Raw genomic sequence first — 26,374 nt, 5'->3', positions numbered from 1 at the left:
CGTGATTGTTTTTATGGCGCGCCAATCAGCCTAGCCTGAAGGAGATCGAGCTTAGCGCGCCCGTACATTTGCCGTTTGACCAGCTTGAGCTTGGTGATCTGAGCTTCCACTTGGCCATTGGACCATGGTTGCGTGATAGCCGCGTGCACCGCGCCCTTATCGTTGGCAATGCCATTCGCGAACGAGGCAATGAGGCTCCGCTTGGAGTCATCAATCCAAGGTTCGAGCTCCATCTCGGCCTTCTTTCGGATCATCGCGTGGAAGCGGCCAACGAGAGCTTGGGCATCGGCCAGCATAGGAACGTTTTGTTCGATGACCGCAAGCGTGACGGTCTCGGCTTTGGTTAGGTGGTCGCGCTTCGTCGTCATCAGCTGCGCTATCGTCCTGGCGGCGGGGACCTTCTGCAATTGTTGATGGCTGATGGTCTCGGCACGTCGCCGTCGCGTCGCCCATTCCGCCACGACGCGCAGCGATCCCTTGAAGCCTTGTCCCTTCAAGCGGCGCCAGAGCTCGGCACCGTTGCGACAGCCGCCTGACCACTGCGCGTCCAGGAACGGCAGATGCCCGTCCAGGGTGCTTTGACGGGTGCGGAACATATCCGTACCGCCGCCGCGGCTAATTTGGCGAACCAGATTGCGACTATGTCCTGTGCGGCGGACGATCTCCTTGAGCGACACACCGTCGCTGACGAGAGCCGTAATTACGGCATGGCTGTCCTGCCGCCGCAAATAGCCCTGATAGCGCAGCTTTTCCGCACAGGTCAGCAATTCCGGGTTGATCGTCGTCGCTCCAATTGCGGTTCGGATTCTGTTCATGGAGCGGCGCACCGCATCAAGGAAGGCCGCGCTCGCATTTTCCATCAGATGCCAGCGGTCGGCGACTTGGATGGCGTTCGGCAGCGCCTTGGCTGCTGCCTCGCCGTATCCACCACCGCGATCTCGCGACACAATGTTGATCGCTGGGTGCTTCGATAGCCACGCCCGAACGGTCGCCGTTTCCCGGTCGGGCAGCAGGGTAACGATCCGCCGGCGCTCCAAATCGCACACGATCGTCCCGTATCGATGATTTCTCCGGAACGCCCAGTCATCGATGCCCACAACAAGCAATGGATCTGTCGGCATCGCCGTCCGCCGGCGGACCACCCGCAGCAAGGTATCGTTGCTGACGGGCAGCATGAGCCGCTTGGCGAAGCTTGCCGCCGGCCGGCCGCCGAGCGCCAACCCCAAGTGATGGACGATGTATTCCAACCGTGCCGTCCGGCGCCGTCGAAGCGGGACGATGTCTTCTCCAAACCGCTCCGCGAAGATCCGCCGGCGGCAATGCGGCACCTCACATGTGAAGCGCCGCGTGAGCAATCGGAGGCGCACCCTTCTGCCCGCTGACGGCAAATCAGCCACGTGCCGGATGTATCGGCTATGGATTCGGCGCGACGCTGTCGCGCACAAAGGGCATTGGGCCTCCGCAGCCTCTGACCGAACAGCCAGAATAACCGAATCCATTGAGTCACTTACACCATCAAACACCAAACCACTCGGTACTAGCGATGAGATTTGAAAGCCCGTCCGCATGGCGCTGATTCTCCGTTTGAGAACCACAGTCGCCCGGCAAACTTCATCGGAAATGAGTCAGACCCAATATTGCAGGCCGAATGACATTCGCCATTTCTCTCCGTTCAACGTTGCCTCGGCGGAAACCGGAGGCCGGTCAGGAATGTGGTATTTGCGGCGCTTTCCAGTTTTTTGCGATGGGGAAGATAAGGGCAACGTCCGCGGGGTAGACGTTCTGGCGTCGCGACAGTCCCACTGCCCACAGCAGCCCGCGCTCGCTCAAAGCCTGGCGGAAAGGCCCACTTGATCCGTATCCTGAATCGGCAAGCACACAGCCGAAACGCACGCCGGAGGCAATGACACGATCGATTTCTTCGATCGCGATCTCCGGCTTTGTTAGAGCGATCTGCCGATCCTTCGGCACGTGGGCTCGCCTCAAGCGCTCGGGATCGTTCGTCCAGGTCTCGGGTAGAAATAGCCGCAGCCCGACCATCACCGGCACTTCGCGCGAGGCCAGCGTCACCGAGACCAGAGACTGACAGTTGGCTGTCTTGCCAAGGGCTGAAGCGTATTGCGGCGCCACGCCGACCGAGCGCTCCCCCTTCTTCGGCAGCGCCGTATCGTCGATGATCAGCCAGGCGTCATCACTGCCAACCATCTTGTCGGCCTCGGCAAGCAGGACGTTCTCCAGCGGGGCCGCATCCCATACACCACTTGCTATGAAGTGATGCAGCTGGTCGTAGCCGACCTGTCCGTCGCGCGCTGCCATGGGCTGGATGCTGTTGCGATCGCCGGAGCCAATCAGTCCCGCCACATAGGCTGGGCACATCTGCCGCCGAGCCTTGTGACCCAATCGATCCAAAAACGGCTCCAGAAAGCGTCCAAGCTCCTTCCGCCAATCCGATCTCCCGCCTCCCATGGTCGGCCCCTCCACAAACAACCCATGAGTCACAAAAAAACTGATTTGGGAATCCCGCGCAGCTTAAACTCTGCCAAAGTAGTGCTCGGCTATCGACTCATTCAGTGCGGCAACGGCGCGCCCGGCTTGCTCAGTGATCTTCGCCCTCAGATTCCGCGTCTCAACGAGCTCTGACATGAAACGCATGCTCTTTCCGGCGCTTTCCAGCCATTGCTTCATCAAGCCATTCAGCTGCTCTATGTTTTGCCTTGTTTCCGCGTGCCCCCCGACGAGGATGAGAGCCGGATCGAGGGCATGATCGAAACCGATCGCCTGTCGGTCAAATTCGTCGCGATATTTTCGCTCCGCGGTTGTAATGTAGGTTACAAGTAACGTGTTTTGCCGCGACAGAGCCATTTGTGTTTCGTACACAGCTATAACGGCTGCATGCGATTCCGTTACGTTCTGATCGTTGCCACTAAACGAACCAAGCGAGAGGCTGGTTACAACGGTAGCGATCAATCCGACGGCGACTACGGCGGTGAAAGCAAGAATCAAGCGCTTGACGAGCGTCATCAAGGACTCCAAACGTGAGAATGGTATCGTGCGAAGCAAACGCGACAGCGTTCACTGAATCGTTGGTGAGGTAGGTTGCGACGATGACGCGACGTAGACCTTGAACTCGTATTATCGTTCGAATCGGAATGGACGACGGAAAAACTACCTTCAATTGTTTTCGAAATCCTCAACCTGAACAGTACGTTACGTACAGATCGCTGTGATCGGCTGCCACTTGTCTTCGATCTTCGCCAATCTGTTGTTCTTCCTGAGGCAGGAGAGATGGACCGTTTGAAAGATGTGATACGGCATCTCGAGTAAGACCTGCAGAATGCGAGGACTCCTTGTCATTATTGCAGCTTGTTGTAACTGTGAGGTTGAGGCGGTACGTCAGTGCCAAAGCGGTTTCGTCCCGCATGCGGTGTGCAAGAAAGATAATTGTCGATCCGCAGCGTACGAATGTCGGAGTTTGTCGACACGAGAGCTCTCACACCGAAACGCTATAGTACTACGGCGAATGCGAGCAACATCCCGGGCCCTGCAAACAGGGCTTAGAAAACACGCTTTAGGCGATTTCGTTCCGACGTGTGTTTTGGCGCTAGCGAGCCTGTCGGTCAACTTGGCAGCCATGCGCTTGTGGCGTCTCAACTCCAGAGATGCGGCGGCGCGGCGATCGTTCGGCGCGCATGTAAAAGTGCCGTCTCCTATCCGTAGCCACCCGACTCAGGCGGCAATATTGCAGGCCGAATAACAATCAGCGCTTCGCGAGGATAGGCCCATCACGCGAGGTTCCATCGGCGACTACGCAAAATGGGAATCACGACTCGTGGAGCCGCCAGCTTTCGAGTGAAGCCAGTGTTGATGGAGTTTAGTACTGATGCCTCCTTGATGGCGGCGCCGGATCAAGCGGCGTGCGATAGAGTTCGGTGTTGTCGACGTTAATGACGCGAACCGCGCAGCCCTTGGCCTTCAGGCCTGGATATACGGCAGAGAGTTCGGTCGCGAGCTGCTGCGCCCGCTCGGAAGCAAGCTCAAGATTTTCAAGGATAAGACCGCCTTGGTCCCTGTACTCCGCGCCAATCACAAGGTCAAAAGAGTAGTACGGCATGCGAAAAGTGTTCCATTTGATCAGGGCCGCGGCTTCCGGGATTAGTTCCAACGTCGATCGGCATTGGCCACGCAACCGGTCAAATCGAAGACAGCTTGCAGGCGCCACGGTTCATTAGGTCAACTCGATCTTCTGATGAAGGAATAATTCTGTTCGGACCGTACAGAGGACACCTTAATCCCGTACTGGATCCAACCGAGCACGTCCGGAGCCAAAGCCTCGCATTTCTGTAAGTTCGGCCTATGGCAATGCGTCTTCGCCTTCAACTGCTCGATAACGGCAGCCCAATGGCGGGATCCTCGAACGGCGCGACGAACATCGCACACGGCAGGTCGGCTTCAAGTCGCCGAATTTCTACGTGCATCCGCGGATTTGGCACTGCCGTGAGCATTATCGGGGAACTGCCTCGCCGAACGCCAGCGCTATTTCGTCGGACCCCGGCCGATCCATCGGATTCTGATCGGGCTGGCTTCACGTACTACAATGGCTGGCGCATGGCAGCTGATCTGGGATTCGCCCTCGATTTGCTGAGCAGGGCGAATGCTCTAACGTTTCCCGAGATCAAGGCGGTGGAAATCTTACGCGCCTCGCACCGAAGGCCTCGATGCAGGTCTCAAATGTAAGGCCGCCAAGCTAAGCGTGTCCCAATGCCTGGCCTACGTCACAGATTGGCCCAAAGAGCCAGGACCGCTACGATCGTTGAGGCGGGCGACTTCCATAGTTGCTGCTTCGAGGCCGTCGCGTAAAGACTTCTTGATGAGCAAGGCAAGTTCCTCGCCGCTGCCGGTCCACGCTCGGTGACTTTCTCCTCAAGCGTGTTCGATTTGATTTCCGAGATGGTGATGGTGTTGGATGTCGCAGTCCACGCGACCGACTGCGACTGGAGCGACTGGAGCCACATCTATGCCTCCGCCAGCCAGGCGGGCGCAAGCATCTCTGCCCTGAAGAGCGATTTCGGCCGGGACGGCGTGGAGTTCGAATACTTCGACCGCATCGCTGCCGGCCTCCAGCCACGGCAGAGAGTTTGAGTCATGCGACAGCTGATTGGGAATCGTTTTTGATTCACTCAGCTCGGTGCGAGGTCAAGGCGATAGAAATCCACAGCCGTTTTCGCAAACAACGCGCTCTTTTCGTCTTCTGAACAGGACTCCGTGATCCGCTTGAAGGCGTTGAAGATCACCTGATAGCTGCACTGGCCCTTATCGGGTGGAAAGTTGCTCTCGAACATTGCGCGCCCAGCGCCGAACGCCTCGATGCAGGTTTCAATGTACGGTCGCCAAGCGGCGGCCAGCTCCTCGGACGAAGGCGGCTGCGGCCGTTCGTGAAAATCATAGCTCAATAGCCGCATTGCGAGGCCGCCGAGCTTGACCACGACGTTCGGGCATTTTGCGATGTCCGTGATCGACGCTTTCCACACACTAAAAGTCTCCTCGCGCCGGCCCGCAAATCGGCCGAGCCCAAGTGGGCCACCGCAATGATCGAGCACGATTTTCGTATCAGGAAAGGCGCGAGCGAGATCGACGAGCTCGCCGATCTGCGGATGAAACAGCCAGGCATCGAAGCTAAGATCGAGCGGCGCCAGGCATGCAAAGCCTTTGCGGAAGGTGGCATCCAGCAGTAGCCCCCTGGGCCGCGTCGTATATATGCCGGCAATGCCGGCATCGGAATCCCACGCCGAGGAATGACGGATGCCTCGAAAGCGGCTGCCGCCGGCGGCAATCTCGGCTTCCAGCACCGGCTTTGCTGCTTCGCCAAGCAATAGATTCACGTGGCTGACAATGCCGGCGCAGATTTGCGCCTTGCCATAGCCGCCACTCGCGCTCATGGCGGCAACGCCGTTGGCGAACTCAACCTCGCCGATAGGACGTAAAGATTCTGGTCCCACCGCGCGATACATCGACCGTGAATCGACATAGATGGTAGCGACAATGTTATGGCCGGTGCCGATGTCAACGGACATCTCTTCGATTAGATAGCGCTGGCCGTCGCAGTCCCACAAGTGATGATGCGGATCGACGATCGGACGAGCAGGATCAATGACTTGCTCACGGTGTTGGGCAAGCCAATCTTCGCGCGGATCGGCGTAGAGCCCGCTCTTCGAGATGTAGGCGGCGCCGGCAATCATTGGGAGTGCTTGCTGATATCGAAAAACCCCTGAGTATGATTTTTTAATCAGAGTGGCAGCGCTCCGCAAGCACTTCAATCAGGAGCCGGCGGCTCTCTCGCCGAACTCCGACAGCAGCCGAAACGCTTGAAAGCCGCCCACTTCTATCGGCGAACGCGCTCCACGATCGGGACGAACTAAGATCCCGCGCCGCTAAGACGCCGACATCGATCGCACCGCAAACATCATAACAGCCGTGCCGCCGCCGAAGACGTCAGCACATAAAGCTGGAAAGGCTCCCTATAGGCTCTTCCCGATCGAGAGAGCCGGCTCCGGAAATCTGAACAGGGCGATAAGTGGAGTTTCTGCCTGACGGCGGGCAAGATTGGCCCGCGAATCAGGAGAGACGATGACGAGACGCGCACGCCGGAACCACACACCGGCTTTCAAGGCGAAGGTGGCGCTGGCCGCTGTCAAGGGCGACCGAACGATAGCTCAACTGGCCGAGCACTTTGACGTTCACCCCAATCAGATTACGGCATGGAAAGCCCAGCTGGAGGGTGGAGCTTCCGGAGTTTTTGGACCTGGCGGCGCCGCGCCCGCCGTGCCTGCGATCGACGTGAAGTCGCTGCACGCCAAGATCGGAGAACTGACGCTGGAGAACGATTTTTTAGAAGGAGCGCTCACCAAGGCGGGATTGCTGAGCGCAAAGCGATGATCGACCGTGAGCACGATCTGTCGATCACCAGGCAGGCGGAAGTTTTGAAGATCAGCCGTAGCAGCGTCTATTATCTGCCGCGCCCAGTGCCGCCCGACGATCTCGCGACAATGCGACAGCTTGATCGGCTACATCTGGAGTTTCCTTTCGCCGGTTCGCGAATGTTGCGAGGCCTGCTGGCTGCCGAGGGGTGCAAGGTCGGCCGCCGGCATGTCAAAACGCTCATGCGGCGGATGGGGATAGAGGCGCTGTACCGTCGTCCGCGCACCACCAAACCTGAGCCCGGGCACAAGATCTATCCGTATCTGCTGCGCGGCGTGGAGATCACGCGCCCGAACCAGGTCTGGGCAATGGATATCACCTACATCCCGATGGCGCGCGGCTTCGTGTATCTCGCTGTCGTGCTGGACTGGGCGACCCGCCGGGTTCTGTCGTGGCGGCTCTCGATCACGATGGAGGCGGCGTTCTGCGTCGAGACACTGGAGGACGCTTTGGCGCGTCACGGCAGGCCTGAAATCTTCAACACGGATCAGGGCTCGCAGTTCACCGGCTCGGCCTTCACCGGCGCGCTCGCCACCAACGGCATCGCCATCAGCATGGACGGTAAAGGAGCTTGGCGGGACAACGTGTTCGTCGAGCGACTGTGGCGCAGCGTCAAATACGAGGAGGTTTACTTGCGGGCCTACGACAGCGTGTCCGATGCCCGCGCCTCGATCGGCCGATACCTCGACTTTTACAATAGCCGACGTCCTCACTCGAGCCTTGACGGCGGCACACCGGATCAAGCCTACTTCAACCCGCTGCCAATCCGCATGGCGGCCTAACTAACCCCGGCAGAGCCTCCACTTATCGACGCGGAGATTCTGTTCAGACAACCGGGACCAGCTCTGAGGCCATCCATTAACCATCAACCGTCCACCACTATGGGCAGGGAGCCGTTGAGCACTTTGTAGGTATCGGCAGACGGTCCCTGATGAGGCGCGGCCCCCCTAAAATTGCAGCGGTGCGGTAAAGGCCGGCGCGGATATCTATCGAGGCGCTGACCAAACCTATGTGATTAAGTCCACTGCTTGCGACGATGCAGCCGAGCGGATCGACAATCTGGCTGAAGCCAATGAAGTTTGGTCCGCCAAGTTCACCGACGAAGTTCGACGAGATGAGCCAACGGTAATTTTCTACAGCGCGCACCCGGTCGAATAGATCGCACCAGCCCACCCTGAGGTTGTCTTCTCCTCCGCCGTGGCCGGGCAGCGCGGGCCATGCGTTCCCCACGACCAGCAGCTCAGCCCCGGAGAAGGTCAGTTCCCGACACGCTTCTGGCCATCTTTTGTCATAGCATATCAACAAGCCGAGCTTGCCAAGAGGGGTATCGAACACCGGCCACTGATCGCCCGACCGCCACACGAGCTGCTCCGCGAGTCCGAGGTGGAACTTCCGGTATGATCCGATGTACCCCTGCGGTCCTGCGAGCACGAGAGTATTGTAGAGGATGCCCGGCTGCTTACCCGCCTCGGTGAGGCCGAAGACCACGTGAATATTGTGCTTTCTTGCTGCAGCGATCATGCGTGCCACAGTCGGGCCATCCGGCACTGTTTCGGCCGTGCGTTGAGCATTGTGGAGTACGTCCTCGATGCCCACTAAGCTCAAAATCGGCGGGTAGCCCAGTAGGCTCGTCTCGGGGAAGACGACGAGAGCAGCGCCAGCCGCAGCAGCCTCCGTACGCATGCGACGAAGGCCGCCCGATTGACACATGCGCGCGGGGGCCGGGTCGGCTATGATGGCGCTGCGTGAAGGTTAGGCAGCTTGCTGATCGTTGGGTTCGTCGGCTTGGCGCGGGAGCTTCCATTCCCAGGGCAGCAGTTCGTGCAGACGCGATGCGGGAAGATCGGCGATACGGGCGACGATATCGGCCAGCCAAGCCTTGGGATCGACGTCGTTGAGGCGACAGGTCGTGATCATCGTCAGCATGATGGCGGCGCGTTCGGCGCCGCGCAGGCTGCCGGCGAAGGTCCAATTGCGCCTTCCCAAGGCGATGCCGCGCAACGCTCTTTCGGCGGCGTTGTTGCTGAGGCAGATCCTGCCATCGTCGATGAAGCGGGCAAAGTCGCCCCAGCGCCTGAGCATGTAATTCATGGGCTTCAGGACCTCGGAGGAGCGTGAGAGGGTTTCTCGCTCGCGCAGCAGCCAGGTGTGCATGTCGTCGAGCAGCGGCTTGCTTCTCTCCTGGCGTACGGCGCGCCGCTCGTCGGCGCCGCGGCCGTTGATGGCGCGCTCGATCTCGAACAACGCATCGAGGCGTCTGACCGCCTCCAACGCGATCGGAGAGACCGGTTTGCCCCTGCCTTCCCTGGCGTTCTTCTCGATGTCGGCCAGCTCGAAGAAGCCCCGCCGCGCATGGGCGAAGCAAAACGCCGGCGTAATCGGCAGCACCTTCTTCTGCGGATCGAACAGCGGCTCGAAGCCGTTGTAGCAATCGGCTTGCAGGATACCGGCGAAGGCGGCCAGATGCTTCTGTGGATGCTCGCCTCGACGGTCGCTCGAGGCGTAATAGACCGCCGCCGGCGGCGCAGGTCCGGCGAAGGGCCGGTCATCTCGCACATATGTCCAGATCCGACCGGTCTTGCACTTGCCCTTCGCCAGGATGCGGATGGTGGTGTCGTCGCCATGCAGGCGCTCGGCAGCAAGCACATGGCGTTCGATCAAGTGGAAGAGCGGCATGACGGCGAAGGTCCCGTGGCCGACCTGGTCGGCCAGTGTCGACAACGGCAGGTCGATCCCCTCGGCCTTAAAGCGCGCACTCTGGCGATTGAGCGGGATGTGCATGCCAAACTTGTCGAACAGGATCGTCGCCAACAATTGCGGACCGATGAAGCCGCGCGGCGTGGCATGGAACGGTGCCGGCGGCTGGCTGATCTTCTCGCAATCGCGGCAGGTGAACTTCTCGCGCACGGTCTCGATGACCTTGAACCGGCGCGGGATCTCCTCCAGCGTCTTGGTCACATCCTCGCCGATCTTCGCCAGCCGCGATCCACCGCAGCAGGCACAGGTCGTCGGAGCCTCGATAACGACGCGCTCGTGTTCGATGTCATCCGGCCATGGCTTGCGCATCGGCCGCTTGCGCATGAAGGGGCGCACGTTCTGCGTCTTCGCCGCTGCGGCCTGCGCGGCAAGCTCATCCTCGCTCGCCGTGGTGACGAGTTCTTCGAGCTCCAATTCCAACTGCTCGATCAGCCGCGCCGTGCGCTCGGAGCGCTGCCCGTACAGTTCGCGTTTGAGCTTCTCGATCCGCAACTCGAGATGCGCGATCAGCGCCGCGTTGTCCGACAGCTCCGCTTGCGCGCTGGCAGCCATCGCCTCGGCTCGCAGCCGGGCCTCACGCTCGGCCTGCAGCGCTGCCAGGGCACTGACAAGATCCGATGGAAGGTTGTCCGGCTCCGATATCATGAAGCTATTGAATCAGATCAAGCAGCAGATTTAAACCCAAAACGGCTATCCGACCCGCGTCGGACGCTGGGTTTCTTGCGGGTTGCGCCAATCGATCCCGGACAACAGATAGCTCATCTGCGCCGGCGAGATCGTCACTGCATCGCCCGCAACCGAAGGCCAGATGAACCGCCCTCTCTCCAGTCTTTTGGTGAACAGGCATGCTCCCTGGCCATCGTGCCAGATCACCTTCACAAGATCGCTGCGGCGACCGCGGAAGACAAACAGATGACCGCTGAGCGGGTCCTTGCGCAGCACCTCCTGGACCTGGAGTGCCAGCGACGGAAAGCCTCGGCGCATGTCCGTGTAGCCTGTCGCAAGCCACACTCGTGCGCCCGTCGGAACCGGGATCATCGGCGTACCAAAGCATCGAGAACGCGACGTAGTGCGTCTCCATCAACGTCGCCATCGACCCGGATGCGGTGCCCGCTACCAAGATCTATCTCGATAATGCCCAGGCTCTTCCGTCGACGCGCCGCCGTCGTCGTCAGTGGCGCTTCGGCCACCTCCCGCGGCGGCACAGACGGTCCAATCTCGACCGGAACGAACGGCGCTATACTCGCTTCACCGTGCTTGCAAAGCTCTTTGCGCCACCTGAACAGCTGGCTTACATGAAGGCCAGCCATGCGAGCGACCTCGGAAACACTGGCTCCGGGCTCCAGCGATGCTGCAACAAGCTGTTCCTTCTCATCCTGCGACCACCGGCGCCGCCGCTCGACCGATGTGATCACCTCCGCCCTCGAAATCGTCATAGCGCTTCTCCTAGGATTACCCCTAGGACCTGCAGCGTTCGCGTCCGTCAAACAAGGCGGCCCTCAACGGAGGAATACCAGCCTCCTCGATGTAGGACAGATGCAACTCGAGGCTCTTGTTTATGTCGTATGTCCCTGGAAACGCACACGTGGCGATCACTGTTTCTGACATTTAAGGTCTCCTCGGTCGACGAGGGGCTTGGGCAGTCTAACGGGCACTTACGGTGATGGTGGCTCGGACATTGGTTTTGGACGGACGATGGATTTGCGCGAGTAATCGCGGCCCGTCTCTGCGAGATGCCGGAAAATCCTGCATCCTTCGAGGACGCGTCGCGATCTTGACGACTTCGTTGGTTCTTAAGTGCCCCTCAAGTTCGGCACGGCAGTGTATCCGCGTGACAATCGAACTCCAATTCATTGGCTGTGAATTGGGGCAGAGCATTCATATTCTCGATGTTTCTCCCGACGTGGTCCTGCTGAGCGAGCCTGGTGAGCGTCAATCTGGCTCGCGTCCGGCTTTGCCACAGCCGGCACAGTTCGTGCCGGCGGATCCGTGCTGACGTTCGCGACCGAGGCATTGGCGTTCATTGAAGGAAACTGATGGCGCAGCATATCCGGCAATACAAAGGCATCGGTGGAGATCATCTTAAAGCCCGCCTGTAAGCTTGCCGCCTCCTTTAACTGGCAATCGTAGAAGGTCGGACGCCAAAACACCCGGACGCAAGCGGAGATCCCTACGCTAGGATCCATTCTTTGAAACGCTTGTTGAGTTCGACATAGTGATCGGCCGCCCAGTACGCATCGTTCCGGAATACGTTCTTGGGATTGTTGAGATCGGGTAGCCAGCGCCGCGCCACCGCGTCTACCTTTTGCTCTGCGTCCTTTGCCACCGGAGTCGCCCTAAGCTTATTGGCTAACAGGGCCTGCCGATCAGGTCTGGTAACGAATTCAAGGAAGCGCATGGCAGCTTCCTTTCGCGGGCTGCCTCTGAGCACGCAGAAGTATTGCTGCACGTTAAGAGTCTGATCGAAAGAGATATCGATCGAAATGCCCGCCTCCTTCGCGGCCTTGACCCGGTTCGCATAAGTAAAGGTGTAGTCGACTTCATTCGTCTGAATGAGCGAGCCCCCGAGCGGTTGCATCGAACCAGACCTTGACATAAGGCTTGATGCGATCGAGCGCTTTGAAGGCGCGGTCTACATCAAGCGGATACAGCTTGCTTGGCGTAACACCGTCAGCAAGCAAAGCAAGCTCCAACACCTCATCGACGATCCTAGGTAGTGCGCGACGACCAGGGAAGTTTTTGATGTCCCAAAGCTGGGCAAAGTCCTTCGGCGGACGCTCGTTTCGGCTTGGATCATAGCCGACGCCACCCGTGTAAACGGCCGTGGGCACAGCAAAGGAAGGCGGCTTCCGAACAAATCGGGCGGGATCAATTAGTTTCGTATCGACCGCCTCCCAAAGACCTTCCTTCTCGCCCGCATAAGCCATAGCACCGGCTGCATCCAATACGTCCCACTGAATGTTGTTACTTTGGATTTGGGCGTTCACTTTCGCTAGATCTGGACCGTTAACATATTCAACCGCGACTCCGGTTTCCGCCGTGAAGGGATTGATCCAGAACTCCTTGATGAAATCACCGTAACTTCCGCCTCAACTGACGAACGAAATTGTTGTAGCAGCTTGCGCCCGGCGGGATGATACGAAGGGAGCCGCGCCCAGAGAGAGGGTCGCACCGAGTTTCGCCGCGCCCGCTAAGACATCTCGACGGTTCATACGACTGTCCTCCACTTCACAAACACCGTTGGTATTTTTCTGGATGCGGAAGATCTATACAAGCAATAAGTCTGCACGTAACGTACAGAACACGTCTTTAATTCAGTTGGGTGTATTCGCATGTCTTTTCCGTCCGAAAAGCACCAGGATTTGCTTGCTTCCCCCAGTGGCCTGGTCCCTTGCTTTTAATTTGCGGGCTGTAGATCGATCTGCACTGGCGGCCGTAAGCAGCTTAGGATCAATCGTGGTCGGAGATGACGGTATGTACCTGATGCATCGGTTGACGGACAGCGTCGTGCAGGCCCGACTGCGTTCACCATTAGATGCCAACAGGTGCTGCGCATGTCGCCGCGGCCGGTCTGCTGAAAACGCGGCACTCAGCTCTCTGACTACGTGATCGAGTGAAAGTTATGCTCCGCCATGCGCGCCCAGGACGTCACTGACACGCTGGAGCTGGCCGTCGAATCCTCAGGCTTTGGGTCCGCCGAGCTGCTGCACAAGCCGAAGCTGCTCAGCAACAACGACTCTAGTTACATCGACGGCGAATTGGCGGAATGGATCGAGGCCAACGGCATGAGCCATGTGCGAGGGACTTCGCTGCACCCGCAAACCCAACGCAAGGTCGAGTGCAGGGCGATCGCGTGGATGCACCGCTCTTTAGGTTAGGATCCACTCCTTGAAACGTTTATCGAGGTCGACGAAGTTATCGGCCCAGTATTCATTGCTGAGGAACACGTTTTTAGGATTGCTGAGATTGGGGAGCCAGCGCCGCGCCCGCTCATCTATGCTTTGCTCGGCGCCTTTTGTTACCGGGACAACACCAAGTTGGTTGCCTATTAAGGCCTGCTGCGCCGGCCTACTGATAAAATCAAGGAAGCGCATCGAAGCCTCCTTCCGCGGGCTCCCCTTGAGTACAGTGTAATATTGCACCACGTTGATATTTTGACCGAAAGAGAAATCGATCGAAATACCCGCTTCCCTCGCAGACCTGACACGGTTCGCATATGTGATGGTATAGTCAACTTCATTCGTTTGAATGAGGCTCACCCCTTGAGCCGTTTCACCGAACCACTTCTTAACGTATGGTTTGATCCGCTCTAACGCTTTGAAAGCGCGGTCTACATCAAGTGGGTACAGCTCGTTAGGGGCAACACCATCCGCAAGCAAAGCAACGGTCAATGTCTCAGCGGTTCCGTTTGCGCCATGAAGTGCGCGGCGCCCAGGAAAACTCTTAACGTCCCAAAGTTGCGAAAAATCATTCGCTGCATGCTTCGTTCGGGCTGGATCGTACGCTATGCCTCCCGTGTAGATGGCTGTAGGGATGGCAAAAGGAGGCGGTTTGTGAACAAAACGCTCGGAATCGACTATTTTGGTATCGATTGCCTCCCAAAGACCTTGTTTGGCGGCCGCATAAGCCTGAGTCCCAGGCGTATCGAATACATCCCACAGAACGTTATTGCTTTCGACCTGAGCCTTCACCTTCGCTAAGTCTGGACCATTGATATATTCTACTGAGATTCCCGTTTCAGCCGTGAACCGCTTGATCCAGAATTCTTTCACGAAATCACCGTAGCTCCCGCCCCAGCTCACGAAGGAAATTGTCGTGGCAGCTTGCGCACGGCGGGGCGAAATAAATGGAGTCGCGCTCAGCGATAGTGCAGTGCCGAGCTTCGCTGCGCCCGTTAAGAGATCTCGACGGTTCATACGTTGCCTCCCCCAACACAATTCTCTGTATTTCATTACAATATTATATCTCTGACAGGCTATTCCAAGGAATTCGTCCGGCCGCACCGAGCGAGATCGTCAAAACGCAGCACGCCGCCACCAGCTAGGCCATAAGAAATCGAGGCTGGATGCATGGTCGCACGCGGACGTTGTATGCTCCGAGAGAAAAACCGCTTCTATCCAACATGCGGCAGAGAGCATCTTGCCGCCTTAGCGGGCCTGCCTCACGCAATGTTATCTCAAGCTCTCAAAGCTTCGGATGCCGTCTGTCGTCTTGAGCGCAGCAGGGCAGTGGCGTCAGCATCAACACTACGCCGATCCGTAGTGAGGACCACGCCGTATACATCTCGCGCCCTTCTAGGACTCACGATTCCGCCTTGAACATCGCAAAGCACGGCATCAGGGTTACGTCGCCTCGGATCGCCATATCCTCCGCCTCCGGGTGAGGTAATGTTAATCCGGAGCGGCGGCAGGTTGCGTACGCCATATTGGGGAATGTCGAACGGCTCGCCATTCGCGGCGGCAAGTGTCATTGAGCCGGACTGACCTGCGGAGCCGCCATTAACTCCGAAGGCGGTCAGTCCATACCCCCCTTCGCCCCGAAACGAATATTCGGCGGCCACTTCTACGTCCGCGACATAGTTCATGCCAGGACCGCCACGAAATTCACCGGCACCTTCGCCGTCGCACCGCATTTCATGTTTGTGGATGGTGATAGGATAGAACTGCTCCTGGGTCTCCACATTCGCCAATCGTGATCCGCATAATGTTGGTACCAATCCCATTCCAGGAAAGCCATCTCGACCGCGAACGGCACCTGCTGATGGCAGCCCATGCCCGTGGTACAGGACGAAGGTTTCTCCACTTAAGCGGCGGCCAGACGTCACGCAATGCAGCAATTTTCCCCAGCCGGCGCACGCCCGCTTTGGATCGCATGAAGCCAATGCCTTCCAGCAAGCATGAACGATGTTGGTTGCAGGAAATATAGTGTTCATCGTCATCGGCGCCGGCGACCGGGCATTCACGACGGTCCCTTCTGGAGCGTGCACTGTGACTGCGCGGAAAGCGCCCTGGTTCTTAGGCAGTTGCGGACCAAGAAACGCAATGATCGCAAGATAGACGCTGGAGTAGGTATTGGCGATCGAAGAGTTCTTGAAGCCTGAGATCTGCGGCGAACTGCCCGTGAAATCGAGGTGCAGATCTTTATCAGAGACCGTAACACGAACGCGAACCCGGATATCGGCAGGCCCAAAGCAGTCGTTGTCGCTCTCATCCTCGCCTTCATAGACACCGCAAGGCAATCGAGTGATTTCTTCACGAACCAGATGCTCGGCATAGTCGAGAATGCCATTGAGATAGTCGCGCGCTGTCCCCTGCCGCAAGAGCGATAACGCCTCGGCCAAACGTCTGGCACCGATTTCAGTTGAGCCGATCATTGCCCGCAAGTCGCCATCCAAGAGATCCGGACACCGGGTATTCGCAAGAAGCAGCTCCCACAGGTCGCGACGCAACTTACCGGCAGCAATCAGTTGCAGCACCGGAAGCCTGATCCCTTCGTGAAAGATCTCGGTTGCTGCCGAATTGTAGGTGCCGGCAGCACCTCCTCCGATATCCGATTGATGGGCTCTGTTGCAACAAAAGGCCAGCAATTCACCCAGCAGAAACACGGGCCGAATAATCGTATAGTCAGGCAAGTGATTGCCGCCAGCAAGATAGGGGTCGTTGAGGATAAACACGTCCCCATCGGCAATCTCCCGGCCGAACCTCTCAAGTACGGCTCTGACCGCAAATCCACCGCCACCGGTATGAATAGGCAATCCGTCGGCCTGCGACACGATGTTCCCGTGGGCGTCGCAAATGAAGCAGGAGAAGTCATGGGACTGGCTGAATATCGTGCTCCGCGCTGTCCGCATCATCACCCATCCCATCTGCCGCGCGATGTGGTCAAGCTGCTTCTGGACGATTGAAAGGCCGATGGGATCGTCAATCATCGCATTACTCCGCGGGGTTCGTCACATGAACGAGAAAGTTGTCACTGGCGTCGACTTCGAGGCGATCGCCAAGACCAATCAGGATGGTCGTGTTCTTTTCCTCGATTAACGCCGGACCGCTCACCGCCTGGCCAGGACGCATCTCGTTACCATCATAGACCGGCACCGTTTGAAAGCCTGAAGTTCGGTTAAGATATACAGAGCGCCGCTCGCATGGCACTGGTGTGGTCTCGAGCGCCGGCAGATCGGGGCGCCGTACTCGCCCCAAACGAGCGATCCCGACCAGCCGCAGGTGAACGATTTCGATCTGCCCGTCGGGCTGATAGTGACCGAATTGGCGTTGGTGTCGAGTTTCGAACTCCGCGCGAACTGACCACGCTTCCCAGCTGTTGACAGGGACTTGCAGCGACCATTGCTGTCCGACATAACGCAAGTCGACGCTTCGCTCGAAGCTGATATCTGAAAGCGCAAATCCGCTGGCCGCTAGCCGTGTCTTAGCCGAAGCGACTAGCTGAGAGAAGCCTCGGTCAATGTCGTCACTCGATTGTTGGTCGAGTAGCTTCAACCAAGTCTCGAGAAAGTCCTCGCGTATGTCGGTGCTACACATGCCGAACGCGCAAAACACTCCTGCAAGGCGTGGCACATACACCGCCGGACAGCCCAGTGCGCGCGCGACGGGGACCGCATGCAGCGCTCCCGCGCCTCCGCCCGCAACGAGCAGGAAGCGCCGAGGATCGTGTCCACGCTCGACGCTAACGCGCTCGATCGCATGCTGCAGACTCTGTTCCAACAAACGAATAACGCCAGACGCAGCAGAAATAGCATCGAGCCTCAGTGGGGCCGCGATTTTGTCTTCGATTGCTGAGCGTGCGAGGGTGAGATCGAGCGTGATGAGCCCACCGGCAAAGGGGCCGGGACGCATCCGGCCAAGCAGAAGATGCGCATCCGTAACTGTGGGATCCTCGCCGCCGAGACTATAACAAGCCGGACCAGGTCGGGCGCCCGCACCGTGCGGGCCAACGTTTAGCAGTCCTCCGGAGTCGACCGCCGCAATTGTGCCCCCACCCCCACTGATTGAATGGATATCAACCGACGGGAGGGTTAAGTGATAGTCGTTGAGAGAAAACGAATCGACCATCGCGATTTCACCTCCATTCATCAAGGTGACGTCGCAACTTGTGCCGCCGATTTCCATTAGCAGCAGGTCATCGCGTTTTGCCATGTCCGCCACGGCACGAAGCGCGCTCGCCCCTGCGGCAGGCCCCGATAGAGCCAACATGGCCGCACGGTCGACCAGCTGTTCAACGCTCGCCGCTCCACCATTGCTCTGGATCAGGAGAAGCGGATAGGCTAATCCCTGCGCTCGCAGATCTTGCTCAAGCTGACGCAGATACGGGACAACACGGGGGGTCACGTAGGCGTTGAGCACCGTAGTTGAGGTACGCTCATATTCACCGAGCACGGGAGCGATATCCGCCGAAATGGACAACCAGACCTCTGGCCAACTCTTTCGAACTAGCTGAGCGCACATCCGCTCGTGTCTATCATTGCGATAACTGTTGAGCAGACAGATCGCCACGGAAGTCACCCCCTCTCGTCGGAACGTATCGATCGCTCGTTCTATGCTCTCGGGCTCAGGAGCTCGTATTGGACAGCCGCTTTTGTCCATCCGCTCCCGAACCGGCAGCCGCAGATGGCGTGGAACGATCGGATCCGGAAACGGAGTGCGATGGTCCCATGCATCTTCCCGAAAGCCACGCCGAATCTCGAGCGCGTCGCGAAAGCCTTCGGTCGCAAGCAGGCCAACGACGGCTCCCTTTCGCTCAAGAATTGTGTTGGTCGCGATCGTCGATCCGTGAACAAACCCACGACAGTTCGCAAGCAGGCTTTGAACGGAGATCCCCAGACCATTTGCAGCTAGCTCCACGGCGGCAATGACACCTATGGCCGGATTAGGCACGTTGGTCGGCGACTTGAAGGTGAAGAGCGCGCTGGTAGCGTCAGCGACTACGAGATCAGTGAATGTGCCTCCGACATCAACTCCGATTCGCCACGGGGCAGTTGCGGTGGGCTTTTGGTTGAGGTCTGTCTTGTTGACCGAGCCGATACTCATCGCACATTCTCCAATGCTGATGCGGGTTGACCATCAGCGCACGAGCATTGCCTACTCGCGCCTGCTGACCGCCAGACAGCTGTAGCGAGACGCGACCGAGTCACTCGATCACGAGCCTGGCTTGGCGCATCCTTAGTCAAGTCTGTCCGATCGATGCGTGATCTGCGGGGCAGAATGGACACCGAAGCTGGCCACGGTTGTCCTTGAAGTTCGCCTGGAAGTATCAAATGGCTCACTGCGCATGCGCGAACGAACTGAACTAAGGCGGCGGCTTAGCGCCGGCACTTCTCCTCAGTGTCATAAGAGCCGGAAATCGGGTTGCTGATGGGCGTCGACTCGCGCTTAAGCACCCGCACATTCGTGTCCGATCGCGAAAGGGATGGAATGAAGACGAGGTAGCGCGGGGGATCAATCCGAACCTGGCACAACATATCGCGCCGCGAGTCGGTGAGCCTGGATTTGGAACTAAGGATATCGCCCGCCATTCTCGCCTTCCTCTCCATGTACGATCGTGGTCGAAAAAGAAAAATGCGAAATCCTACATTAGGATCCACTCTTTGAAACGCTTGTCGAGCTCGACGTGATGATCGGCCCAGTACTCCTCGTTTGTGAACACATTCTTGGGACTGTTGAGATCGGGAACCCAACGCCGCGCCCTCTCGTCCATGCTTTGCTCGGCGCCTTTTGTCACCGGCAAGACACCAAGTTTGTTGGCTATTAAAACTTGCTGCGCTGGCCTGGTAATGAACTCAAGGAAGCGCATCGCAGCTTCCTTCCGCGGACTGCCCCTGAGTATGGTGCAGTATTGCACAGAGCTGATACACTGGCCGAAGGAGAAATCGATAGATACACCCGCTTCCTTCGCAGACCTGACCCGGTTCGCAAACGTGAAGGTATAGTCCACTTCATTGGTCTGAATAAGCGATACCCCCTCGGCAGTGGCCGAATACCATTTCTTGACGTGCGGCTTGATCCGATCCAACGCCTTGAAGGCCCGATCTACGTCAAGCGGATACAGCTCGGTCGGCGCAACACCGTCCGCAAGCAATGCAAGCTGAAGCGTCTCACTAGTGCCGTTTTCCCCGCGAAGGGAACGACGCCCAGGGAAGTTCTTGACATCCCAAAGCTGGCCAAAGTCGTCCGCCGGGCGCTTCGTTCGGCTTGGGTCATATGCGATCCCACCCGCATAGATGGCCGTGGGCACAGCGAAAGCGGGCGAGCTCCGCGCAAATCGCGTGGAATCAACTATTTTGGTGTCTATCAGCTCCCAAAAACCTTCCTTCGCGCCCGCATAGGCCACAGCACCGGACGTATCGAACACATCCCATAGAACGCTGTTACTCGTGACTTGCGCCTTCACCTTCGCCAGATCTGGACCATTGACGTAGTCTACAGAAATCCCGGTTTCTGCCGTGAACGGCTTGATCCAGAATTCCTTGATGAAATCACCGTAGCTCCCACCCCAACTCGCGAAAGAAATTGTTGTACCAGCTTGGGCCTGACACGGTACGACGAAGGGAGCCACGTTCGCAGCGAACGCGCCAAGTTTTACCGCGCCCGACAAAACATCTCGCCGATTCATATCTCACTGCCTCCCGCCATGAAGTCGTGCTATGCGATACGAGTTAGCGAATGGTATTTCATCGTATTAGACTGTCAACGGCTATTATATTGAGATCAGCGCCCGCTGTGTTGGCGTCACGAGCCGAGCAAGTGAGAAAGGCTTGTGGTCGCGTACACGTTGATTCCGAGTCAGCAACTTGCGCGCTATCTTGGTGCGTTCCGAAGGCGCCCGTCAGTTTGAGCGCTCCAACGGACCCAAGCTGTTTACGAGGAAAGAGGATTCACAATTTCGACCTTAGTTGCACGCGCGCCGGCATCAGCTACGCGGGAAGAGGCGCAAGGCACGGCTAACCGCCCGCTCGATAGCAAACCGATAGTACCCTTCGAGTCCGTTGCCATGCGAGTCGCGGCGTTCTTATCGCGAATGGAGTTCTGGGTACGTCGGAATCCGCTTTTGCTCATTTTCGATGATGGAGATACCTTCATCGGCTTCTATCCCGGGTTTGCGAGCATCATGTAGGCTGTATTGCCGCCGCAATTTTCGCGGCTGCCCTTGCCGACAAATTTGTTTCAGTACAGCTTCCGCCAAGATGCACGCTGATCCCATTGTCTTTGCAGACAAAGACGGCTTTGGCTATGTCGGCGACCGAGCCGATATCATCTTGATCTGAATTGGACGAGCCGCTTTTGCCCGGGCGAACAGACGGATGTCGTTGGCTGTGTTGCATTGCTCGTCAACTACAAGCGTGGCGCTGCGCCACGCTTGTCAGGAAGCGTGACGATCTTGGCGTACTCCATCTAGCTGAGCTTTCGTTGATTCAAAGTCTACGGGCATTCGATCTGAACGCGGTAGCCCGGCACGTCATCGGCATCCAACCTCGCACAACACGTTCGAGCGAGCGGTTCAGCATGCTCCCAATTCCGGAGCCTAGGGGCTGTTTTCAGGCGCGATGCCTGCGCCTCAGTAACAGGATAAGAGACCACACGGATTGCGGAGCAAGAAGAAGCTCTCAAGGAGCTAACCTTGCGAGCCGATCGACGACAGCGGCTTAGCCACATATGGACTATGTGAAGCAATTGTTGAGCAACAAGAACAGGCGATCTGTCTCAATCGGTCGCGATCCCGAACACGAAGCGCCCCACGCGTCTTTGCAATCAGTCCCTGGTTCTCGTATCGAATAAGCATTTCGGTTACGCTAGCTCGACGTAACCCGAGCATTGTGGCTATGTGCTCATGGGTCACGGGAAGTTCCATTCCAGCGAAAGCATCCGACGCGTGGCACAGCCATCCGGAAACACGTTGCTCAACACTATGGCTGAGAGCACAAAGCGCAACCTGTGAAGTATGAACCAACAGCGCTTGAACGCGGCAAAAGAGCCGACTTTTAATGTCAGGTTGGGCTTCCATTGCGCACTGCAAATCGCTTACTCGGATAGAAAGGACCGTCCCTGACGTCACCGCAATTGATTGGTGACCCGCCACATCCATACCAAGTAGCGTGGATACCCCCAATATTCCTCGATGGTCGATGAGCGCGATCTCAACCGAGTTCATACTTGAATTTCGGCGAAGGGATACCAGGCCGCTTTCGATGAAGCCGAGATTCTCCACGGGCCTGGACTGCTCCTCGAGAACGCTATTTCGTTTAAAGGAGACCGGACGGAGGTAGCACCGCAGGCGCTCAAAATCTGCTGGCGGCAGACTATTCAGAATCGTATTCCTGATGTTGATGCGTTGCGCAAGCATCACTACCGCCCCCCCCATCTCGCCTTTGAGGGCATGGTTGCCGCGTTAGTATCTTGTTGCTGCAGCGGTCGCGGCTCGCAGCGAATTTCGAAGCGCATCGAGGTGCCCCGACTGTTTTCCCATCTGAAAGTCACTTCGTTTGAATGTAGCATCTGATACCATGTATCGCTATATAATATCTCCTCTCTTAGCGGGATTGGCAAGGGTTCGTTTTGCTGGGCTTGGCGGTCGCACTGCGCCACTCAGAATCGGGGTTCCTTGTTTGCGACCAGGTCTTGGTCGGGGGCACCAATTCCTTACCGCGAGGAGATTGAAGCGCCCCCCGCTGGCTCCGTCTTCGACGCGCCTTGGATGCAAAATGCCAAAATGCTGGATGCCACAGCGCGGACGACTGCCAGCTTTGGAGCTAAGTTGGTATGCCTGGTCGTCTCCTTCCCGCGGAAGTATACGGTTCCTTCACCTGCAGCTCTTGCTTGATTTAGCTAAATAGCTTGATCGACTTTCTGTGCGAGTCGAGGAAGGAATTAACCGAATCCCCGAGAGGAGCGCGGGCATCCTTTTTTCAACGATTTGACCGGCGGTTCTAATCCTCACGTGCTTCGCACTGACACGGAGCTTGATACGCCCTACATAGATTCCGGAGCTTGATCGTTTCGACCATGCGAACGATCCTGGCTCGACCCAGTGTCTCGCGTGAGAGAGGTTTCAGGGCGTCCTCGCCTTCAACAAGGCAACTACGACAAGGAAGGGGACCCTAATGCAATATGGTGTTCGGAGTTTACAAGCGCGTCGAAACGTCAAGATTTCCACTTTCTTGATTTGAGCACTCGTGAGGCCCTCTCAGTGCATCTTTGAAACGGCCACAGCTTTTGGGTCCAGCGGCAGCAGCTGAACTCTTTGGAATGAGCGCTTTCGATCACAAATCCGTTTGCAAAATCCGAGATGCATGCATGCCCCCTGAATTCGGTATCGCGCCCTTTGCGGACGAGACCGTCTGGCGCAACGCCGGTGCGAGAGCCGCACGACATCTGCTCGATGATTGGCCGTTTGTCGAAGTGCGCTTGAGGGGATACGTCATTTACATGACCGTATGCGACATTGCGCGCGCGGCAGAGGACGCCGAAATCGTTGCTGCTTTTCGCTCCGTCAGCCGGGACGATGCGCATGCCGCGACACCGCAGGTACAGGCTTGAAGATATGCGTTCGACTGTGCCAAGTTCGCTTCTCTTACGCAGGGGACGTTCATGGCAATTTACGAACTGGACGGGCAGGCGCCCGATCTTCCGCTTAATGGGGACTACTTTATTGCGGATACTGCAGCACTGATTGGCAAGGTGCGGATTGAGAAGGGCGCGAGCGTCTGGTTCGGTGCCGTGATTCGCGGTGACAATGAGTGGGTTCAGATCGGCGAAGGTTCAAACGTCCAGGACAATTCGACCTGCCACAGTGATCCAGGTTTTCCGCTGATCATTGGCAAGAACTGTACGATTGGCCATAACGTCGTTCTGCACGGTTGCACATTGGAAGATGGCGCGCTTATCGGTATGGGGTCTATTGTGTTGAATGGCGCGAAGGTCGGTCGGGGCAGCATTGTAGGTGCGGGTTCGGTTATTACCGAAGGTAAGACGTTTGCTGAACGATCCTTGATCATGGGTGCGCCGGCGCGAGCGATCAGGCAACTTGATCTCGCCCAGATCGAGCGGATAGAGAGAGCCGCAACGTTTTACCTCGCGAACGGCCCACGGTTCGAGAAAGGTTTGAAGCGGATCGGCTGATTCTAAACCGGAGCCAAGGACCGCCGCTCAAAGGCGTTTCACCATCACTTTGCAATGCTCGTCATTTTAAGCATCCTGCGGCTGGACGTGTCGCCCGATGCCTGAGCCAAGCAGTTCTTATAAATGGCGACCATTGTGACGACCTGGGCGCGAACGTTCCGTGACCTTCGCGAGCCGCGGCGACCTGAGAATTGATTTCTGCTGCCAGCTCCACAGGTCTCCAGACTATCGGTTGATCAGAAAATCAGCCTGCGCGTCTCGTCCTTGACGGCGCGGGCCCGCAATGCTGCGCGATCTGATAGAGAAAAAAGGCCGCCCCGCAAAAGGGGGCGGCCAGTATGGTCCGTCGCGGGAGGAATAATGCGACGAACAACGTCATAACTAGAATTGCGCGCCGCCAACACTGGCATGCGGCCGGGCACCGGCCAAACACTCAGTATTGCATACTAATACATTATATTTATGACGGACGCAACAGTTTTTTGAAAGATAGCGGCTGGAACATTGAAAGATAGCGGCTCGAACCAAACGTCACGAACTACGGCGCTCGCCAACGGTGAAAGCGCGTAGTTTGCGCGAGCATTGCGCGTCCGCGCCAATGGAGCTGATACAACTTTTGGCGCAGTGTACTGGAAAATCAATGAGCGAGGCCGCGAGAAGCTCGCAACTCACTGCCGCCGCCCCGCGTTTGTTGTGAGCGTCATCTTACTGGTCGAGCGTCGAGGTACCTTGGCAAGCGCGCGATGGGTGCCATGAAACGCTCGATCACTGGCGTAGCGAGCATCAGCACGACGCCTTGGGCATTCACGTTGGCCTACTTGAGGCACGTCGGTGAAAACGGCAACCTTGGGTGGCCCCTAGCCCATAGCCGAAGATCGAGCGAGCCCTTACGCCCTTGACTACGCAAATCGGATTGCAGATGGGATGGAAGCCCGAAGGAGCAGCTCAGGTTGCAGCGAAGCGACAGCTAGGTCCCGATCAAGATTTCAGGTCCTGCCCCGCTTATACCAAGCTCTGCGCATTAGCGCTACGAGCAACATCAGGATCCTCAGTTCTGATTCCGTTCGGCGATTGGATCGCGGTCCCCTATTCGCGATCACGACTGCCGGCGCGAGCGCATCGAAACCCGCACAGAAGCCAATCCTTACGTTGACCTGAGAACGAAAGTGAGTCGAATCAAGGCCGCGAATATGAAGGATGACCGAACGAGGCCAGCATTGGCAAACGACAGACAAGCCGAAAAAGTAAGGCCAGAGATGACAGCAACGAAATGAACGACTGCGCGACGAATAGCAGCGGCGTTTAGTGATCAGACCACTCGTTACCCCCGATCGATCTGAGGTCTGGAAGTCGAGCAAAATTCCCGTTACGCGCCTCATCGACTTGGCTGCCTCGTCGGGATACGCTTCTGCCAAGTGCGTCGCGGACGCAGTCACATAAATCGTCGCTGCAGAACCGGCTCCGTGGCTCCTCAGTGACGAGACCCTAGTTGAGCCTAACGCCCCGTTGTCGGGGCTTTGGAAAGAGCATCGCGACCGATTTGTTTGAGGCGGTCAGGTCTCATTTCACCTGTGGCCGCGGCTTCCAACATTTTCGAGGCGACATGGGTACGAGCACCGGTATCGTACCGGGAAACATTCTTGCAGACGTCGTCGAGGACCATCCGTAGGAGCGCAGTGGTGGGGGCATCCAACATTTGGAGATCTCCCTCATTCTCTAGCGGGTAGCGTGGCGGAATTTCGCGCCCCGCGCGGAAAGCTACCCAAAGTAGAACAGTCGAAAGGTCACCTGTGGAGGAATAAGCTGACAAGAACGCAACAAGGAGATGTCTGTTTGACGCTTTCGCGTTGTTTTCCTTGAATTGAATTAAAAACCCACACTCGACGGCGCGTGACTCCGATCAGCCACTAGGTCCCAATCGTTGTTGCTCCGCGTCTTGATGCACCTGAGGAAATTGCATCGCGAGCGCGCTCGATGCCGGGCGCCCAGATCAGGCGGCGTCCAACGTCTCTCAAGCTTGCACGGCAGGCCCATTGATGTGCGCAATACTCCGACCGATGTCTCGATCAGACCTGACGATCACACATCAGCGCAACTGTCCTCCTTGTCGCTGGAAAGCGTAGATCGGATTCATACCGCAATAGGCGTAGGTGCCGGATGCAGTTGCCGTGCACTGGTCATAGGTCGAAAACTGGCAATTCCCAGGATATCCCCAGATACGTCCCTGCAGGCAATAAACGTCCCGCGAAGCCGGAGGGATATTCGAACGCCCCCGCGGAGCCGCGGTCGAAGGCGATCCAACGCCGACGAGGATGGGAAGGGCAAGCACACCGATAAACAGAACGTTCCGCATGAGATCACTAGCCTCCGTTAAGTCTTGCTGAAAGATATAGGATCCGGATTTGATGCTTTGATGTTAGTCAATGGCAAATACCGGTCGCCGTCCCGGGGCCGATCGCCTTTCGAAAGAAGCTCGGGTGTAACGGAGCTCCTAGTTCGGAGCTTTAATTCTGTTT

Annotated in this window: 20 protein-coding genes and 2 pseudogenes; 5 read left to right on the top strand and 17 right to left on the bottom strand. The window is 57.6% G+C overall.

The window, feature by feature from the left end; translation table 11 throughout:
* Positions 1 to 11: 11 nt before the first annotated feature.
* The 4 genes and pseudogenes from IVB45_RS05215 to IVB45_RS05200 all read right to left on the bottom strand — a co-directional run bounded on the left by IVB45_RS05215 (position 12) and on the right by IVB45_RS05200 (position 4,162).
* The gene (locus tag IVB45_RS05215) at positions 12 to 1,568 is read right to left on the bottom strand and encodes an ISL3 family transposase (protein WP_247356678.1); all 1,557 of its coding nucleotides are present in this window, start codon (positions 1,566 to 1,568) and stop codon (positions 12 to 14) included.
* An 87-nt stretch (positions 1,569 to 1,655) separates the two neighbouring features.
* Positions 1,656 to 2,466 (bottom strand): annotated as a pseudogene (locus IVB45_RS05210) (IS701 family transposase); the annotation flags it as partial.
* A gap of 63 nt (positions 2,467 to 2,529) precedes the next feature.
* Positions 2,530 to 3,021, bottom strand: a complete 492-nt coding sequence (locus tag IVB45_RS05205; RefSeq protein ID WP_247356677.1) for a CHASE3 domain-containing protein — start codon at positions 3,019 to 3,021, stop codon at positions 2,530 to 2,532.
* Positions 3,022 to 3,871: 850 nt separating this feature from the next.
* Positions 3,872 to 4,162, bottom strand: a complete 291-nt coding sequence (locus tag IVB45_RS05200) for a hypothetical protein (protein WP_247356675.1) — start codon at positions 4,160 to 4,162, stop codon at positions 3,872 to 3,874.
* 764 nt (positions 4,163 to 4,926) lie between these two features.
* Between IVB45_RS05200 and IVB45_RS05195 the strand changes: the two genes are divergently transcribed.
* Complete coding sequence (locus IVB45_RS05195; protein WP_247356674.1) at positions 4,927 to 5,139, top strand: hypothetical protein; 213 nt, start codon at positions 4,927 to 4,929, stop codon at positions 5,137 to 5,139.
* 38 nt (positions 5,140 to 5,177) lie between these two features.
* Here the strand turns inward: IVB45_RS05195 and IVB45_RS05190 are convergent, their stop codons facing one another.
* Complete coding sequence (locus IVB45_RS05190) at positions 5,178 to 6,236, bottom strand: amidohydrolase family protein (protein WP_247356673.1); 1,059 nt, start codon at positions 6,234 to 6,236, stop codon at positions 5,178 to 5,180.
* 388 nt (positions 6,237 to 6,624) lie between these two features.
* Here IVB45_RS05190 and IVB45_RS05185 point away from each other — a divergent pair.
* Positions 6,625 to 7,757, top strand: a protein-coding gene (locus IVB45_RS05185; RefSeq protein WP_247360333.1) for an IS3 family transposase whose coding sequence is annotated in 2 segments (ribosomal slippage) — positions 6,625 to 6,880 and positions 6,880 to 7,757 — 1,134 coding nt in all. Because the reading frame shifts where the segments join, the coding sequence is not laid out codon by codon here.
* 97 nt (positions 7,758 to 7,854) lie between these two features.
* Here the strand turns inward: IVB45_RS05185 and IVB45_RS05180 are convergent.
* The 6 genes from IVB45_RS05180 to IVB45_RS05155 all read right to left on the bottom strand — a co-directional run bounded on the left by IVB45_RS05180 (position 7,855) and on the right by IVB45_RS05155 (position 12,785).
* A complete protein-coding gene (locus IVB45_RS05180) occupies positions 7,855 to 8,658 on the bottom strand; it encodes a carbon-nitrogen hydrolase family protein (protein ID WP_247356784.1) in 804 nt (267 codons plus the stop codon).
* Between the two features lie 69 nt (positions 8,659 to 8,727).
* On the bottom strand, positions 8,728 to 10,377 hold the full coding sequence (locus tag IVB45_RS05175; protein WP_247356783.1) for an IS66 family transposase: 1,650 nt from the start codon (positions 10,375 to 10,377) through the stop codon (positions 8,728 to 8,730).
* Positions 10,378 to 10,422: 45 nt separating this feature from the next.
* The gene (gene tnpB, locus IVB45_RS05170; protein WP_247356782.1) at positions 10,423 to 10,770 is read right to left on the bottom strand and encodes an IS66 family insertion sequence element accessory protein TnpB; all 348 of its coding nucleotides are present in this window, start codon (positions 10,768 to 10,770) and stop codon (positions 10,423 to 10,425) included.
* The gene (locus IVB45_RS05165; protein WP_247356780.1) at positions 10,767 to 11,168 is read right to left on the bottom strand and encodes a transposase; all 402 of its coding nucleotides are present in this window, start codon (positions 11,166 to 11,168) and stop codon (positions 10,767 to 10,769) included. Before IVB45_RS05165 ends, tnpB begins: the two co-directional genes overlap by 4 nt.
* A gap of 734 nt (positions 11,169 to 11,902) precedes the next feature.
* Complete coding sequence (locus IVB45_RS05160) at positions 11,903 to 12,310, bottom strand: extracellular solute-binding protein (protein ID WP_247356778.1); 408 nt, start codon at positions 12,308 to 12,310, stop codon at positions 11,903 to 11,905.
* Positions 12,273 to 12,785: an extracellular solute-binding protein gene (locus IVB45_RS05155; RefSeq protein ID WP_253075472.1), complete on the bottom strand. Its 513-nt coding sequence runs from the start codon at positions 12,783 to 12,785 to the stop codon at positions 12,273 to 12,275. The genes IVB45_RS05160 and IVB45_RS05155 overlap by 38 nt, the downstream gene beginning before the upstream one ends.
* Positions 12,786 to 13,334: 549 nt before the next feature.
* Between IVB45_RS05155 and IVB45_RS05150 the strand changes: the two are divergent.
* A pseudogene (locus IVB45_RS05150) lies at positions 13,335 to 13,571 on the top strand (IS3 family transposase); the annotation flags it as partial.
* Between the two features lie 30 nt (positions 13,572 to 13,601).
* Here IVB45_RS05150 and IVB45_RS05145 read toward each other — a convergent pair.
* The 4 genes from IVB45_RS05145 to IVB45_RS05130 all read right to left on the bottom strand — a co-directional run bounded on the left by IVB45_RS05145 (position 13,602) and on the right by IVB45_RS05130 (position 20,355).
* Positions 13,602 to 14,648 (bottom strand): ABC transporter substrate-binding protein, encoded by a 1,047-nt coding sequence (locus IVB45_RS05145; protein ID WP_247356774.1) that lies wholly within the window; start codon positions 14,646 to 14,648, stop codon positions 13,602 to 13,604.
* 260 nt (positions 14,649 to 14,908) lie between these two features.
* Positions 14,909 to 16,660, bottom strand: coding sequence for a hydantoinase B/oxoprolinase family protein (locus tag IVB45_RS05140; RefSeq protein ID WP_247356773.1), 1,752 nt, complete (start codon positions 16,658 to 16,660; stop codon positions 14,909 to 14,911).
* Positions 16,661 to 16,664: 4 nt separating this feature from the next.
* Positions 16,665 to 18,773 (bottom strand): hydantoinase/oxoprolinase family protein, encoded by a 2,109-nt coding sequence (locus tag IVB45_RS05135; RefSeq protein ID WP_247356771.1) that lies wholly within the window; start codon positions 18,771 to 18,773, stop codon positions 16,665 to 16,667.
* 538 nt (positions 18,774 to 19,311) lie between these two features.
* Positions 19,312 to 20,355: an ABC transporter substrate-binding protein gene (locus IVB45_RS05130; RefSeq protein WP_247356768.1), complete on the bottom strand. Its 1,044-nt coding sequence runs from the start codon at positions 20,353 to 20,355 to the stop codon at positions 19,312 to 19,314.
* A 2,678-nt stretch (positions 20,356 to 23,033) separates the two neighbouring features.
* On the opposite strand from IVB45_RS05130, the gene IVB45_RS05125 reads away from it, so the two are divergent.
* Positions 23,034 to 23,276, top strand: a complete 243-nt coding sequence (locus IVB45_RS05125; RefSeq protein ID WP_247356766.1) for a hypothetical protein — start codon at positions 23,034 to 23,036, stop codon at positions 23,274 to 23,276.
* 51 nt (positions 23,277 to 23,327) lie between these two features.
* A complete protein-coding gene (locus IVB45_RS05120; RefSeq protein ID WP_247356765.1) occupies positions 23,328 to 23,858 on the top strand; it encodes a gamma carbonic anhydrase family protein in 531 nt (176 codons plus the stop codon).
* A gap of 1,495 nt (positions 23,859 to 25,353) precedes the next feature.
* On the opposite strand, the gene IVB45_RS05115 is transcribed toward IVB45_RS05120, so the two are convergent.
* Complete coding sequence (locus IVB45_RS05115) at positions 25,354 to 25,554, bottom strand: hypothetical protein (RefSeq protein WP_247356764.1); 201 nt, start codon at positions 25,552 to 25,554, stop codon at positions 25,354 to 25,356.
* A 390-nt stretch (positions 25,555 to 25,944) separates the two neighbouring features.
* A complete protein-coding gene (locus IVB45_RS05110; RefSeq protein WP_247356761.1) occupies positions 25,945 to 26,211 on the bottom strand; it encodes a DUF3551 domain-containing protein in 267 nt (88 codons plus the stop codon).
* Positions 26,212 to 26,374 lie beyond the last annotated feature (163 nt).

Origin of the sequence: Bradyrhizobium sp. 4 (assembly GCF_023100905.1) — a bacterium.
Taxonomy (GTDB): Bacteria; Pseudomonadota; Alphaproteobacteria; order Rhizobiales; family Xanthobacteraceae; genus Bradyrhizobium.
This window is presented reverse-complemented; position numbering and strand designations above follow the sequence as displayed.